The organism is Sulfitobacter sp. PM12 (genome assembly GCF_045586035.1).
GTDB lineage: Bacteria > Pseudomonadota > Alphaproteobacteria > Rhodobacterales > Rhodobacteraceae > Sulfitobacter > Sulfitobacter pontiacus.
Genome location: NZ_CP151529.1, coordinates 1,743,230 through 1,757,780, shown reverse-complemented (window position 1 = coordinate 1,757,780; position 14,551 = coordinate 1,743,230). Strand labels below are relative to the sequence as shown.

At 60.4% G+C, this 14,551-nt stretch carries 10 protein-coding genes and 2 tRNA genes; 6 read left to right on the top strand and 6 right to left on the bottom strand.

Annotated features, from left to right (window positions below; all coding sequences use genetic code 11):
- The first annotated feature begins 106 nt into the window (after positions 1–106).
- The gene (locus AADW22_RS08475; RefSeq protein WP_064215766.1) at positions 107–700 is read left to right on the top strand and encodes a hypothetical protein; all 594 of its coding nucleotides are present in this window, start codon (positions 107–109) and stop codon (positions 698–700) included.
- A gap of 12 nt (positions 701–712) precedes the next feature.
- On the opposite strand, the gene AADW22_RS08470 is transcribed toward AADW22_RS08475, so the two are convergent.
- The 3 genes from AADW22_RS08470 to guaB form a co-directional block, all read right to left on the bottom strand.
- Positions 713–2,998 carry an ATP-binding protein gene (locus tag AADW22_RS08470; protein WP_407473473.1) on the bottom strand — a complete coding sequence of 762 codons (2,286 nt, stop codon included), beginning with the start codon at positions 2,996–2,998 and terminating at the stop codon, positions 713–715.
- Positions 2,999–3,112: 114 nt separating this feature from the next.
- The gene (locus AADW22_RS08465; protein ID WP_407473472.1) at positions 3,113–4,273 is read right to left on the bottom strand and encodes an RsmB/NOP family class I SAM-dependent RNA methyltransferase; all 1,161 of its coding nucleotides are present in this window, start codon (positions 4,271–4,273) and stop codon (positions 3,113–3,115) included.
- Between the two features lie 38 nt (positions 4,274–4,311).
- On the bottom strand, positions 4,312–5,760 hold the full coding sequence (gene guaB / locus AADW22_RS08460) for an IMP dehydrogenase (protein ID WP_180827613.1): 1,449 nt from the start codon (positions 5,758–5,760) through the stop codon (positions 4,312–4,314).
- Positions 5,761–5,999: 239 nt separating this feature from the next.
- On the opposite strand from guaB, the gene AADW22_RS08455 reads away from it, so the two are divergent.
- From AADW22_RS08455 to AADW22_RS08445, 3 genes are all read left to right on the top strand, one after another.
- The gene (locus AADW22_RS08455; protein WP_037962505.1) at positions 6,000–8,036 is read left to right on the top strand and encodes an ASKHA domain-containing protein; all 2,037 of its coding nucleotides are present in this window, start codon (positions 6,000–6,002) and stop codon (positions 8,034–8,036) included.
- 89 nt (positions 8,037–8,125) lie between these two features.
- Positions 8,126–8,199, top strand: a tRNA-Gly gene (locus tag AADW22_RS08450).
- Positions 8,200–8,364: 165 nt separating this feature from the next.
- Positions 8,365–8,787 (top strand): lysozyme inhibitor LprI family protein, encoded by a 423-nt coding sequence (locus AADW22_RS08445; protein WP_407473471.1) that lies wholly within the window; start codon positions 8,365–8,367, stop codon positions 8,785–8,787.
- Positions 8,788–8,808: 21 nt separating this feature from the next.
- Here AADW22_RS08445 and AADW22_RS08440 read toward each other — a convergent pair whose 3' ends face one another.
- Complete coding sequence (locus tag AADW22_RS08440; protein WP_243250070.1) at positions 8,809–10,137, bottom strand: ATP-binding protein; 1,329 nt, start codon at positions 10,135–10,137, stop codon at positions 8,809–8,811.
- A 45-nt stretch (positions 10,138–10,182) separates the two neighbouring features.
- On the opposite strand from AADW22_RS08440, the gene AADW22_RS08435 reads away from it, so the two are divergent.
- Both AADW22_RS08435 and AADW22_RS08430 read left to right on the top strand, forming a co-directional pair.
- Entirely contained in the window at positions 10,183–11,094 is a 912-nt protein-coding gene (locus AADW22_RS08435) for an MBL fold metallo-hydrolase (protein ID WP_341205287.1), read from the top strand.
- 81 nt (positions 11,095–11,175) lie between these two features.
- Positions 11,176–11,250: transfer RNA gene (locus AADW22_RS08430), tRNA-Asn, on the top strand.
- A gap of 284 nt (positions 11,251–11,534) precedes the next feature.
- Here AADW22_RS08430 and AADW22_RS08425 read toward each other — a convergent pair.
- Together AADW22_RS08425 and AADW22_RS08420 are read right to left on the bottom strand one after the other, a co-directional pair.
- A complete protein-coding gene (locus AADW22_RS08425) occupies positions 11,535–13,847 on the bottom strand; it encodes a molybdopterin cofactor-binding domain-containing protein (protein WP_407473470.1) in 2,313 nt (770 codons plus the stop codon).
- Entirely contained in the window at positions 13,840–14,310 is a 471-nt protein-coding gene (locus AADW22_RS08420) for a (2Fe-2S)-binding protein (protein WP_005853119.1), read from the bottom strand. Before AADW22_RS08420 ends, AADW22_RS08425 begins: the two co-directional genes overlap by 8 nt.
- Positions 14,311–14,551 lie beyond the last annotated feature (241 nt).

Below are 14,551 nucleotides of genomic sequence, written 5' to 3'. Positions count from 1 at the left end.
GAACATTACAATGTATTTGTTTGCCCTTTCATCTATTTATTGAACTGATTAACATTCGGTTGATACGCGAAAATTACTATTCGACTAACGAAAGGTTTTCTTTCAAGTGCTTGTTTTCTTTAAGGAACGCCTTGCGTTTTTGTCGGTTCCAAAAACCGGCACCACCGCCTATGAAACCGCTTTGGCCCCCCGGGCGGATATGGTGATTTCTGAACCGCCCATGCTGAAACATGCGCCGGTCTATCGCTACAACCGGTTTATTCGCCCGATGTTTCTGAAAGTCTGTGACACGGAGCTTGAATTGATGGCCGTCATGCGCGAACCGATCAGTTGGCTGGGCAGTTGGTATCGTTATCGCCAGCGGCCCTTTATGCAGGGCAAGCCCAATGCCACCTTCGATGTGAGTTTTGATGAATTCATCCTTGCCTATATGAAGGGGAAAAAACCTGGATTTGCCGACGTGGGCAGCCAGCTAAACTTTATGGCAGCGCAACCGAACGGAACGGGCATAACCCATTATTTTCGATACGAGAATCAGGATCGGTTAAAAGGTTTTCTTGAACAAAGGCTCGACGTGACGCTTGATCTGAAACAAGAAAACGTGTCCCCCCAAATAGACCTGCATCTTTCCCCGGAGATAGAGCAACGTTTCAAACGCAAATTCGCAGATGAATTCGCGCTTTACGACTCGATCAAGTAGCGACCAGCCAGCCTATTGGATCTGACTGTTCACAGTATGCGTCAGCTCCGTCAGCGAAAACGGTTTAGGCAGGAAAACAGAATTGGGAATCGTCATCTGGGCATCGCCGAAACTGTCCTCGGCATAGCCAGAGACAAAGACCACAGGCACCCCCGGTCGTGCTTTCAGCGCCTCGCGTACCCAAGTGGGGCCATCCATCCCCGGCATGATCACGTCGGTCACAAAGACATCAATATTAAGCGCTTGGTCCTCAAGGGTTTTTAGTGCAGTCTCGGCCGAGTCGGCTTCTAGAACAGTATAGCCGCGCATGCGCAGCGCGCGGCTGGCAAATGCACGCACCGGTGCTTCGTCTTCGACCAGCAAGACGGTCCCGTCCTCTCTTTTCGATCCGGTCGGGGAAGCGGTTAGTTTCATCGGCGCTGATGCCTCCGCGCCCTTACTATGGCACGGGAAATACAGGGTGAAGGTGGTGCCTTCCCCGATCGTGCTATCGACGAAAATATAGCCCCCCGACTGTTTAACAATACCGTAGGCAGTAGACAGCCCCAGCCCCGTCCCCTCGCCGGTCCGTTTGGTGGTGTAGAAGGGTTCAAACACTTTTTGCAAACGGTCCTGCGGAATACCTTCGCCCTCGTCAGTGACCTGAACAGTTACGTATTTCCCGAGTGGCACGGTCACCCGATCACGTGTAAGCGGTTCAGCCAGCTGGGTATTTTCTGTCGTGACTTTGATTTCCCCGCCCATGGGCATCGCATCGCGCGCGTTCACGATCAGGTTCATCAGCACCTGTTCCAACTGCCGTTTATCTGCACGGATAGGCTGCAGGATCGGGTCATGGCTGAGCGTCAGGGTCACCGTTTCACCAACCAGACGATTAAGCAAATGGGTCAGGTCGGCAAGCGTGTCGCGCATATTGACCGTCTCGGGGCGGAGCGTCTGCTTGCGTGAAAAGGCGAGCAACTGCCCCACCAAAGCCGCAGCGCGGTTGGCATTCTGGTCGATCTGTACCAGATCGCTGTAATCACGATCGCCCGGGTCATGGCGCAGAAGGAGCAGGTCACAGTGGCCGGAAATAGCGGTGAGCAAATTGTTAAAATCATGGGCAACGCCCCCAGCAAGCTGCCCGATAGCCTGCATTTTTTGACTTTGGGTAAACTGCGCCTCCAGCGATTTAAGCTCGGTCGCGTCATGTAGCACGGCGATAAGCCTGGGCGTGCCGCCTTCGGAAATCAGGCTTAACCTTATCTGGACAAACACTTCCCGATCGCTGCGTTTGAGCCTGAGGAACTCGGGCTTTTGCAGCAATCTCCCTTCCAGTGTATCTTGCAACCAGTCAGAGATTGACCGGCCCAGCCCCTCCATCACGTCGGCAAGCGACACGCCTTCCGTCAATTCCGCGCCCACCAACTGCTCTGCCGGGGCGTTGAAGGACAAAACCTCGCCGCTTGGCGCGACTTTGATGAGCGGGATTGGCAGGTTTTGAAGTGCGGACCACCCTGCGTCCTGAAACCGGTCGTTTGCATGGGGCAGAAAATACAATGCGCGGCGGTTGGCCGAGGCTCCGATCTCGGCGACGGTCATGCATATGGGGCCTTTGGCAGTCTGCACGGTGACCATTTCCCCCGAAGCGATGGGGATATCGCCGATGATCTGGTTCAACGCCGTCACGCGCCTGCCGACAAGGCTGCGCGCCGCGGCGTTCATGAACAAAATGACATTGGAGTTGCTGGCCATGACCATTGGCAACCCGTGATCGCTGGTGCCAGCGCCGTTTTCGGACGCGTCCCACAAGGTTTCGAGCCGCCAAAATAGATCTTCCCCCACGCGGTGCGCGGACAGGCGCATGGTGCCGTCACGGGTGTTGATGTCTTCTTTCGCAGCGCCCCCTTCCGTCGCCTTAGCCGCGAGCCGAGACGACAGCGCCTCTGGGTCCGCGAAAAGCGGCGCGAGCAGGTCGGCGATGGTGGGCTGTGCCGGACGCAGAAAGGTGGTTAACGCAACGTTGTTCTGCGCAACGATATCGCCTTCCTTGGTGGTAAGCACACAGGGGTTCGGATCATCAGCCATCGTGGTTTTTGCCGCCGTACGCTGCGCGCGTTGCACCCGCTGGCGGCGCAGCGCGACCACAAAGTTAACCAAGACCGCAAGGCCGACAGTGGCGCTGGCAGCCTGTAGTACGATGGCCAGAGAGCGCGCTGGAGCGATTGAACCAAGGATGGCGGCGAAGATAACAAAGGCTGATAGCACCAGCCAACGCTTACCAAAGACGATCTGACGAGCCGCACTTTCTTGAGCCAACACTTTCCCCCTAAATCATGAAACCGAGTTCATTTAGACTTAGGAGGGTTAATGTGCTGTTAATTTCGTATCAGGTCAAAGGAAATAACATCTTCAAGTTGTTTCAAAGATCCTTCAACGACGTTTAAAATGTGCCGTGAAAAATCCGTCACCCTGCGCATCTACATGGAAACGCTTGGTAAATACCTGCGTCCAGTCCGGGTTCCGCGACAAAAACGCCGCAGCCCGATCTTCGTTTTCAGAGTGCAGCACCGAGCATGTCGCATAGGCCAGCGTCCCGTTTTTGGCGGTCAGCGTGGCGGCGTGATCCAGGATTTTATCCTGAATTTGTGTCAATTCTTCCAGACGACCGGATGTAAACGTCCACTTGCCTTCGGGCGACCGGCGCCACGACCCGCTCCCCGAACAGGGGGCATCACATAAAACGACGTCAAAGGGGCCGGCCCCGTCCAGTTCATCGGTTGTCACCTGTCTGACGGTTGCACCAGCGCGGTCTGCGCGCGCGGGCAGGTCGACCATCCGGCGCGGATCGATGTCGTGGGCAAAGACAGTCGCATCGCGCCGCGCGGCCATTGCCAGCGCCTTGCCGCCGCCACCTGCGCAATAATCAAGCATCCGCTCAGCTTCGGGAAGCGCTGCCACAACCGCTTGGCTGGCCGCATCCTGAAGTTCAACATCACCGTGTAAGTAACTGTCAGAGTTGCGAAGTTTCCGCTCCCCCTCTGTCACCGTCAGAGCGGTCGCGCAAAGGTCATTCCTGCGTGTTTCGATGCCGGCTTCGGCCAGTGCCTCTGCCACATCCGCGACCGTTGCCTGCGCCGTATTCACCCGGACCGAGATCGGTGCCCGCGATTGCAGAGCCTCCGCGACAGCTTCTGCGTCTGCCCCGAGCGACGCCTGAAACAGCGGTATGATCCAGTCCGGCAGGTTCCACAGGGTCGCCATATCACTTGGCGCGTTGGGGGGCGTGGCCTCTGCGTCCGACAACGGCAGCGGCGCGTGACCTTGTCCGTTGAACAGCGGCGCAAGGTCGATGCCCTGCGCCCGCAAGACGCCAATCATCAGCGCCCGCCCCGTGTCACCACCCCCAAGGTGCGCGGCCAGCCGCCGCTGCCGCAAGACATCGAACACATGATCGCGCACCGCAGCACGGTCCTTGGACCCTGCATAGCGACTGCCACGGGCCCAACGGGTCAAGGCTTGCTCCGCCGGGACACCGTCCGCCATTGTGTTCAAGATCTCGATGGCGGCAGAGATGCGCGCGCCGGGGGTCATGCTTGGGTCACGTAGATTACGCCTTTGATTTAAGGGACTTACCCAATCCGGTAGTTCGGGCTCTCGCGGGTGATCTGCACATCATGCACGTGGCTTTCAGACAGACCCGCGTTGGTGATCTTGACGAAAGTGCAGTTCTTGCGCATCTCTTCGACCGTGGCACAGCCGGTATAGCCCATGGCCGCACGCAGCCCGCCGACCAATTGGTGCACAACGGCATTGGCAGAGCCTTTATACGGCACCTGACCTTCGATCCCCTCTGGCACCAGCTTGTCCGATGCGGCGTCTTTCTGGAAATACCGGTCGGCAGAGCCGCGCGCCATGGCGCCAAGGCTGCCCATGCCACGGTAGCTTTTGAAGCTACGGCCCTGGTACAGGATCACCTCGCCGGGGGATTCATCGGTGCCCGCAATCATGCTGCCGACCATCGCGCAGGACGCGCCTGCCGCAATCGCCTTGGCGAAATCGCCCGAGAACTTGATCCCGCCGTCAGCGATGATAGGCACATCGCCCGCAGCTTTGGCGCAATCCATGATCGCCGTCAGCTGCGGTACCCCGACGCCAGCCACCATGCGGGTGGTGCAGATCGACCCGGGCCCGATGCCAACCTTAACGGCATCCGCCCCCGCATCGATCAACGCGCGGGTCGCGTCCCCTGTCGCAACGTTGCCGGCCACAATCTGCACTTCGGTCGACAATTCACGGGCACGGCGCACCGCCTCTGCCACGCCGGCGGAATGGCCATGCGCGGTATCGATTACGATCATATCAACGCCCGCCTCGACCAATGCTTGCGAGCGTTCATAGCCCGCGTCGCCGACAGTCGTTGCCGCGGCAACGCGCAGACGGCCAAGGTTGTCTTTGCAAGCGGTGGGGTTCAGCACGGCCTGTTCGGTGTCTTTCAACGTCAGCAGACCAGTCAGCTTGCCCTTGGCGTCGGTGACCAACAGCTTCTCGATCCGGCGCGCCTTCATCAGGCTGATCGCCTCGTCGCGGTCGGCGGGCTCTTGCAGCAGCGCCAGATTGTCGGAGGACATCATCAGGCGCACCGGCGTCGCATCATCAGAAGCAAAGCGCATATCGCGGTTCGTCACAATGCCCACAACGCGGCCTGCTTCATCAACAACGGGGAAGCCCGTGACACGGTAGCGTTCCTGTAGCGCTTTGGCGTCGGCCAGCGTCTGGTCAGGGCGCAGGGTGATCGGGTTATAGACGATGCCGGATTCAAACCGTTTGACGCGGCGCACTTCCTTGGACTGTTCGTCGATCGTGAGGTTGCGGTGAATGACCCCCATGCCCCCCGCCTGCGCCATGGCAATCGCCATGCGGCTTTCGGTGACCGTATCCATCGCAGAGCTGAGCAGCGGAATGTTCAGCGCGATCGATTTGGTAACGCGGGTCCGCGTGTCAGCCGTAGACGGCAACACGTTGGATGCCGCCGGCACCAGTAGTACATCATCAAAGGTCAGAGCCTCACGAATCTCCATTTTGCACCTCGGCTTGCATGGGTTCATTTGGCGGTTTCATATTTCATGGATGGGTTTGATTGGAAAGACCCATTTGCACGCTAACTGCATTGCTCGACGCGCATACGTGATCCGCGCAGCCGCTGTCATGGGGGTACAGGGGCACAGACAGGCGCAGATGGCAGGAATTATGCCGCATCGCGGCTTTCACCTGCCGCCTGCTACGCTATGGTGCGCCAAAGTGTTGAGGATAAAGACAGATGAGCAACGATCCCCTTGTGGTATTCACGCCTTCGGGCAAACGCGGTCACTTTGCCAAGGGCACGCCGGTGCTCACGGCGGCGCGGCAGTTGGGCGTCGATCTGGATTCCGTCTGCGGCGGGCGTGGCATCTGTTCGAAATGTCAGGTTTCGCCCGGATATGGGCAATTCTCGAAGCATGGGGTCACCGTGGCGCCGGATGCGCTGTCCGAATGGAACAGCGTCGAACAACGCTACAAGGACAAGCGCGGTCTGATTGATGGCCGCCGTCTGGGCTGTCAGGCGCAGATCATGGGCGACGTGGTGATCGATGTGCCCGCCGAAAGCCAGGTGCACAAACAGGTGGTCCGCAAACGGGCCGAGGCGCGCGATATCGTTCTCAACCCGTCGACCAAGCTCTTTTACGTCGAGGTGCAGGAACCCGACATGCACGACCCCTCGGGCGATCTGGAGCGGCTCTGCGACGCCCTGCGCGATCAGTGGCAGCTTGAAAATGTCACCGCCGATCTGCAAATCCTGCAAACGCTGCAACCTGCCCTGCGCAAGGGCGCATGGAAAGTCACCGTCGCCGTGCATTTGGGCGATGATGAAAACCCGGCCCGCATCATGCATCTCTGGCCCGGCTTCTACGAAGGGTCGCTTTACGGGCTGGCGGTCGATCTGGGCTCCACCACCATCGCGGCGCATCTGTGCGACCTGCAAACCGGAGAGGTCGTGGCCTCTTCCGGCGTGATGAACCCGCAGATCCGCTTTGGCGAAGACCTGATGAGCCGCGTCAGCTATTCGATGATGAACGAAGGCGGCGCGGCAGAGATGACCCGCGCGGTCCGTGCCGGCATGAACACATTGTTCGATGAAATCAGCACCGAGGGCGGCATCGACAAGGGCATGATCGTGGATGCGGTGTTTGTCTGCAATCCGGTCATGCACCACCTGTTTCTGGGCATCGACCCGTTCGAGCTGGGTCAAGCGCCCTTTGCGCTGGCCACGTCAAACGCGCTGCGTCTGCGCGCCATGGACCTGGACCTGAACATCCACCCCTCTGCCCGCGTCTATCTGCTGCCGTGCATTGCGGGCCATGTGGGCGCGGATGCCGCCGCCGTCGCCCTGTCGGAAGCCCCCGACAAATCCGACGATCTGGTGCTGGTGGTCGATGTGGGCACCAACGCCGAAATCCTGCTGGGCAACCGCGATAAAGTGCTCGCCTGCTCGTCCCCCACCGGTCCCGCCTTCGAGGGCGCGCAGATCAGCAGCGGCCAGCGCGCCGCCCCCGGCGCGATCGAACGGGTAGAGATTGACCCCGTTACCAAGATCGCCCGGTTCAAGGTGATTGGCAGCGACCTGTGGTCCGACGATCCCGCTTTCCTATCTCAGATCGGTGCAAGCGGCGTGACCGGTATCTGCGGCTCGGGCATCATTGAAATGGTCGCTGAAATGCGCATCCACGGGATCGTTGACGCCCCCGGCCTGATCGGCACGGCAGAACAGACCGGATCGGCCAATGTCTTTGCCGACGGGCGCACCAATTCCTATCTGGTCTATGATGGCACCGCCGACGGCGGACCGCGCATCACCGTGACCAACCGCGACATCCGAGAAATCCAGATGGCCAAGGCAGCACTTTATTCCGGCGCGCGGTTGCTGATGGATAAATTCGGCGTCGATCACGTGGACCGCGTTGTGCTGGCCGGTGCCTTTGGCGCCCATATCAGCCCCAAACACGCGATGATCCTCGGCATGATCCCCGACGCCCCGCTCGACAAGGTGACATCCGCCGGGAACGCCGCAGGCACCGGCGCGCGCATAGCCCTGCTCAACACCTCCAGCCGCGCCGAGATCGAAGAGACGGTGCGAAACATCCACAAGATCGAGACCGCCATCGAACCCCGCTTCCAGGAGCATTTCGTCAACGCCTCTGCCATCCCCAACGCGGTAGAGCCCTTCCCGATCCTCAACAGCATCGTCACCCTCCCGACCGAGACCTTCAACACCGGCGGCGACAGCTCCGGCGGCACCCGCCGCCGCCGCCGCCGCTAAGGTCTGCCCGCAACCATCGGCAAAGGGCGCGTCAGGCAAAAACCCCGCTTGACGCACCCGCCACATCGGATTAAGTCACCTCACGGCGCGCGGGTATGGTGAAAAGGTATCACGGCAGCTTCCCAAGCTTTAGTTACGAGTTCGATTCTCGTTACCCGCTCCAACATTCCCTCAAATTCACATCAATCCTTTTCGGGGATCGCGGCATGTCTCGCCGCTAAGGGCCGTTTGTCGATCATAGCCCTTGGCCCGACCGGTAGCATTCCGCCGTGCTTTGCGGCAGTATCTCTTTCGTAGCTTTGCCATGTCGCCCGAAAGGATACGCCAGATGTTGAAATACATGTTCTTTTCGCTGCTGTTGATCCCGGCAACGGCCACCGCTGAAAAACTATCCCCTTCATCAGAACTTTTGTCAAACTGCACCGCGCCGCAGACAGATCCGAACGCCGTGCATCAATGTCTGTTTGCAATGGGCGATCAGGTGGAGCGTGACATGGTGCGCGCCTATCTCGATGCCCAAGCGGCGCTGGCTGCGTTTGATCAGGCGTTTTCTCGAAAGGCCGATGCCTCGGCGAGCGCCTTGCTGCAAAGCTCTCAGATCGCATTTGAAGAATACCGCAAATATCACTGCGCGTTTCCCGAACGCTTGTCATTGGGGGGAACGGCCGCGATCAATGTGACGCTGAGCTGCCGGATTGACCTGACGCGATCGCGTATTGAGCAGTTGCAAGACTACGCCACCGCACGCTGACGCCACCGGTGCCTTGGCGCATTACCGTGCAATGACGATATCGGCACGCAGACCGCCCAGAGTATCCGAGCTGCCCAACCTCAGCACGCCGCCATGCGCGCGGGCGATGTCGGTCGCGATGGCAAGGCCAAGGCCCACGCCGCCGCTGCCACTGTTCTGATTGCGCGCGGGGTCAAGCCGCGAGAACGGGCGCACGGCCTCGATGCGGCGATCCTCGGGGATGCCGGGGCCGTCGTCCTCCACCCTGATCCGCAGGGTTTTATCCGTCAGCAGCACAGATACCTCGGCCCGCGCCCCATAGCGCACCCCGTTCGAAATCAGGTTATCTACCGCGCGCAAAATCGCCATGCGGCGCAGGCGGACGGTGCCGGTGCCGTCGCCTTCGGGCGGGAGCAAGGTCACATTGCGACCAGCGCGTTGCGCATCCTCGACCGCGGTCTGCATCAGCACGTGCGGGTCCAGGGGTTCGGCCTCCCCCTCTGCGGTGCCTTTGGCAAAATCAAGGAAGGCATCCAGCATGCCTTGCATATCATCGACGTCCTGCAACAGCGGTTCCGCGTCGTCTTCGTCGATCATCGACAGGCCAAGGCGCATCCGCGTCAAGGGCGTGCGCAGGTCATGGCTCACCCCCGACAACATCAAGGTGCGCTGTTCAATCTGCCGTTCGATCCGTGCGCGCATATCGACAAAGGCCGCCCCCGCCGCACGCACCTCGACAGCGCCTGTCGGGGTATATGGCACGTGACGTCCGCGCCCAAAGGCTTCGGCCGCGCGGGCCAGCCGCTTGATCGGGCGCAGCTGGTTGCGCAGGTAAACGAAGGAGATCAACGTCATGACAAAGCCGAAGCTGAAGGTATACACAAACAGCTGATGCGGGTTCTGCGCCGAGATCCTCCGCCTCTCGAACTGGAGATCAAGCGGGCCAAAGCGCGACTGCACATAAAGATGCACCCCCGTGGGCCGCGTCAGATCAAGGCTCAGGAAGGATGGCAGATACTCATCGAACCGCGCCACCATCACCCGACCGGAATAATCATACCACGACATCCGGTTGCGCGTGGGCACCTCACTGGCGGACACAGGCGTCACCCCCATGTCCAGCGCGGCCAGCCGATCTTGCACCGTGGCCGGCACGGCAGCGGCGGAGGGGGCATCATCGACCACCTGCATGACCAGTTCGACCTCGCGCAGGACCGTGTCGGTCATCTGGTTGGTGACCCCCTCATAGTTCCGCTGTGCAAAGATCACGGTCATCACGAGCTGCAAGATCACCACCGGCAAAAGCAGGATCAGGGCAGCGCGCCCATAGATGCCACGGGGCATATATCGTTTGAGCCAGACGAAGAACATGGGATAGACCTTAGCCAGCCCCCTGCCCCAGCGAAAGGCCAAACCATGCTGCCCCCTGACGACTTCGACCCCGCCATCGGTATTGCCGAGATCTTGGAACCGGGCCTGCGCCGCATCGTGGCCGACAACCCCTCGCCCATGACCTACCGTGGCACGAATACCTATCTGCTGGGCACGCGCGGCATCGCCGTGATCGACCCCGGCCCCGCGTCGCCGCGGCACCTGCAAGCGATACGCGATGCCATCGGACCCGAGCAGCACATCAGCCACATCATCGTAACCCATACGCATCTGGACCATTCGCCCCTCGCGCGCGACCTTGCCCGTGCCTGCGGCGCGCCGATACTGGCCTTTGGCGACGCGTTTTCTGGCCGCTCTGCGGTGATGCAACAACTGGCCGCCGTGTCCGATATTGGCGGCGGCGAAGGCATTGATGCAGAGTTCATCCCCGATCGCCCCCTAACTCACGGAGAGACCATCGCCGGCGACGACTGGACGCTGAGCGTGATTCACACCCCCGGGCATATTGGTAACCACATCAGCCTTGGCTGGAATGACGCCTGTTTCACCGCAGATCACGTCATGGGCTGGGCCAGCTCTCTGGTGTCGCCGCCGGATGGGGATCTGACCGATTTCATGGCATCTTGTGCGGAACTGCAAAAAAACGACTGGCGGGTGTTCTATCCGGGACATGGCGCGGCGGTGACCGACCCTGCGGCAAGGCTCGACTGGCTAGTGTCGCACCGCCTCTCGCGCGAGGCTGATATCCTGCGTGCCCTCGGCCAAGCCCCTGCCACAGCCGCCCAACTTGCTGCCGCGATCTACACCGAAACCCCGCCTGCGCTACTGGGTGCCGCGACCCGCAACGTCCTTGCGCATCTGATTGACCTTACAGGCAAAAACCGTGTCGCCCCGGTTGAATCCCTCACTGCGACAGCCACCTTTCGCCGGGTCTGAAAATCTTTTGAAAAAATCTGGAAAAAAGTGGCAAAACCCTCTGGACGCCGGAAATTACCATAGCTATACGGTGCAGACCGTTCCGACGTAGCTCAGCGGTAGAGCAGTTGACTGTTAATCAATTGGTCGTAGGTTCGATCCCTACCGTCGGAGCCAACTTCCCCTCAGGTCGTTGGTGGTAAACGAAAAAGCGCTCCTTCGGGGGCGCTTTTCGCGTTCTGGGGGCCTGCGTGGCACATCCTTTCCGTTTTAGCTGATGGGGTGCCAATCCCACGCAACACGGTGCGCAGAACGGCGCGATGCGCAACGACGCAGCGCGTTGGGAAAACGAACAAATTTCGGGAAATATGGGCAACGGTACCCGACGGATTTGAATCAGCCGCGGGCACTTGGTTTGTCGGAACGGGCGGGCGCGATGACTGCGCCCGCCCGATCTGTTTTTAGGACTTCATCGCGGCAAGCACAGCATCGCCGGTGATCGGCAGGTGACGCACGCGCGCGCCCGTCGCGTTGAAGATCGCGTTGGCAATCGCGGGTGCGATCACGGTGGTGCCGGGCTCGCCCAGACCAACGGGTGCTTCGGTGCTTTCGACAAAGTCGATTTCAAGCTCGGGCACATCGGCCAGACGCAGTGGCGTATAGGCCCCGAGGTTCAGGTCGATAACGTTGCCGTTCTCGATCCGGGTGCCTTCATGCAGCGCCAAAGACAGTCCCCAAAGCGCCGCACCTTCGCATTGTGCGCGCGCGCCGTCGGGGTCCACCACGGTGCCACAGTCAAACGCCAGCCACATCTTCTGGACATCGACCGCGCCCGTTTCAGGATCAACCGCCAGTTTGACCGCCGCCGCTGTCCAGGTCGGCATGCTGCGCGACTGGCCATAGGTGGTGGCAATACCGATTGCGGTGCCCTCGGGCAGCTCTGCACTGCCATAACCCGACATCTCTGCCACGCGCTGCAAAACAGCGGCCTGACGCGATGCCCCACCAACCGCATTGGGCGCAGAGCCCGCGTTGATGCCTTCGGCTTTCAGGTGATCCAGGCGGAACTGCAACGGATCGGCACCGACTTTATGCGCCGCTTCATCCATGAAGCTTTCCACGGCAAAGTTGGTCCAGCCCGGTCCGACAGACCGCAGCCAACCGGGACGGAAGGTCGCATTCGCCAGATCGTTCGAGATCGCCCGCACCTGATGCGCACCCACCGTGTACCAGTGATCGGCGCCGTCAATGGCAAAGGGGTCATAGGGTTCTTCGTTGACACCTTTGGGCATGAAACCCGGTGCCATCACCTGCGTCGGCCAACCGGCGGCGGCGTGGTGTTCCATACCCGTGACCGATTTGGCATCGTCGAACGCCATGCGCAGTTTTTGCACGGACGGCGACCGGATGCTGTCGAACTGCGCGTCTTCCTCGCGCGAGAACACCAGCTTGACCGGCTTGCCAACCGCTTTCGAGGCAAGCGCTGCGGGCACGATATAGTCACCGTTCAGGCGACGGCCAAAGCCCCCACCCAGCATATAGCTGCGCATCACGATCTTATCGGCGGGTACTTCCAAAGCGGCGGCCAGTGTAGGCAGGATCAGCGATTGCCACTGGTTGCCCGCGTGGGTTTCCCAAACACCATCGGCGTTCTGGAAAACGGTGGCGTTCACTGGCTCCATCTGGAAGTGCAGCACGGATTGCGTGGTGTATTCGGCTTCGAACATATCGGCGGCGGCATCAAAGGCAGCGGTCGTGTCGGGCTGCTCTGTGTGCAGGATCGACCCTTCCTCGCCCTGGATCAGCTCGCGCGAGCGCGCCTGGATATCCTCTTCCGAGACATTCGCCGTCTCGCCCGAGGTCCAGTCGACGCTGATCTCGTAGGTCGCCGTGCGCGCGGCGTGCAGCGTTTTGCCCAGCACCACAACCCAGCCCGGCACAGTGCCCGACGGGTCTTCGATCACCACAGTTTCAAGGTAACCCTTGATGTCCTTGGCACCGCTATCGTCCACGGCATTCACCTTGGAGCCATAGCGCGTCGGCGGCAGCATCGGCACGCCGTACACCATCCCGTCGACCTTGGCATCCAGACCATAGATCGCCTGACCCGTGGTTTTCGTATCCAGATCAAGCGGATGCACGTCCTGGCCCACAAGGCGCAGGTCAGCGTGGGGTTTCAGCGGCAGGGCTGCCAGCTCTTCTTCGGTGAAGCTGCGGTCAAGCCCCTCGGCCACCAGATCACCATAGCTGATGGTTTGCGTGCCATCGGTCACCGCACCGTCGCGTGCGGTCAGACCCGAGGCATCAACGCCCCACATTGCCGCTGCGGCTTCGATCAAGGCGGTCCGGCCAGCGGCCCCCGCTTGACGGTAGACAGGCCAGCTTTGCCAGATCGACCAGCTGCCGCCGGTGACCATCAGGCCCCATTTCTCGGCCGTATCGACATGGGTGATGTGTACGTTTTCCCATGCGACTTCCAGCTCGTCCGCCAGAATACGCGCGATGGCGGTGCCGACGTGTTGGCCCATCTCGGCGCGGATGATGTTGACGTTGACCTGACCCTCGGCGTCGATCCAGTACCACATCGACGGCGCGAACGTGTCGCCATTGGGCGTGACCGGCGTGCCATCCGGCACCGCAGGGTTCATTGCGGCGTTCGACGCCTGCGGGAAGCCGAATGCAACGCCAACGGCCGTCATGGAGACAAGGAACCCACGACGGGTCATCTGGGGTTGCGTCTCTGCGCCTGTGAGGCGGGAAATCAAATTAGCCATTGTCGGAGCCTCCCATAGCGGTGGCGGCGTCGCGCACGGCTTGACGGATTCGGGGATATGTCATGCAGCGGCACAGGTTGCCGGTCATCACCGCGTCGATGTCGTCATCGCTGGGGTTGGGCGTGTCTTTCAGCAGCGACGCTGCCTGCATGATCTGACCCGACTGGCAATAGCCGCACTGGGGCACGCGCAGGTTCCGCCACGCTTCTTGCACAGGGTGGTTGCCGTTTTCGTCCAGCCCTTCGATGGTGGTGACCTTCATACCTTCGACATCCGAAAGATAGGTGATGCAGGACCGTGTGGCCGTCCCGTCGATATGCACGGTACATGCGCCACAGGCGCCGATGCCACAGCCGAACTTGGTGCCGGTCAGTCCGATCTCGTCACGGATCGCCCACAGCAGGGGCGTATCCGGCTCAGCGTCGACAGAAACCTGCCGTCCGTTCAATTCGAATTCAATCATTAAGTCGTTGTCCTTGGGTAATTTTTGCCTAGGGCGGAGGGCGCGTATAACAGCGTGGTTTCGAACTGGTCAACATAGGTTTCATGGCACCCTTTGACAGGTCTGGACCAAGATGATCACGGGATTGTCAGAGGTCCATGCGCGATACGCGTTTGATGATCTTACACGGAAAGCGCGCTTGGCGAAAGAATATTTCGCCACCACTCATACACGCATGATTTTCCACAGCGCAGTCTCGCCT

Excerpts from the sequence above, each read along its gene's own strand:
- AADW22_RS08465 (WP_407473472.1), bottom strand. The coding sequence starts at position 4,273 with ATGACCCCCGGCGCGCGCATCTCTGCCGCCATCGAGATCTTGAACACA.
- guaB (WP_180827613.1), bottom strand. The coding sequence starts at position 5,760 with ATGGAGATTCGTGAGGCTCTGACCTTTGATGATGTACTACTGGTGCCG.
- AADW22_RS08455 (WP_037962505.1), top strand. The coding sequence starts at position 6,000 with ATGAGCAACGATCCCCTTGTGGTATTCACGCCTTCGGGCAAACGCGGT.
- AADW22_RS08445 (WP_407473471.1), top strand. The coding sequence starts at position 8,365 with ATGTTGAAATACATGTTCTTTTCGCTGCTGTTGATCCCGGCAACGGCC.
- AADW22_RS08440 (WP_243250070.1), bottom strand. The coding sequence starts at position 10,137 with ATGTTCTTCGTCTGGCTCAAACGATATATGCCCCGTGGCATCTATGGG.
- AADW22_RS08435 (WP_341205287.1), top strand. The coding sequence starts at position 10,183 with ATGCTGCCCCCTGACGACTTCGACCCCGCCATCGGTATTGCCGAGATC.
- AADW22_RS08425 (WP_407473470.1), bottom strand. The coding sequence starts at position 13,847 with ATGGCTAATTTGATTTCCCGCCTCACAGGCGCAGAGACGCAACCCCAG.
- AADW22_RS08420 (WP_005853119.1), bottom strand. The coding sequence starts at position 14,310 with ATGATTGAATTCGAATTGAACGGACGGCAGGTTTCTGTCGACGCTGAG.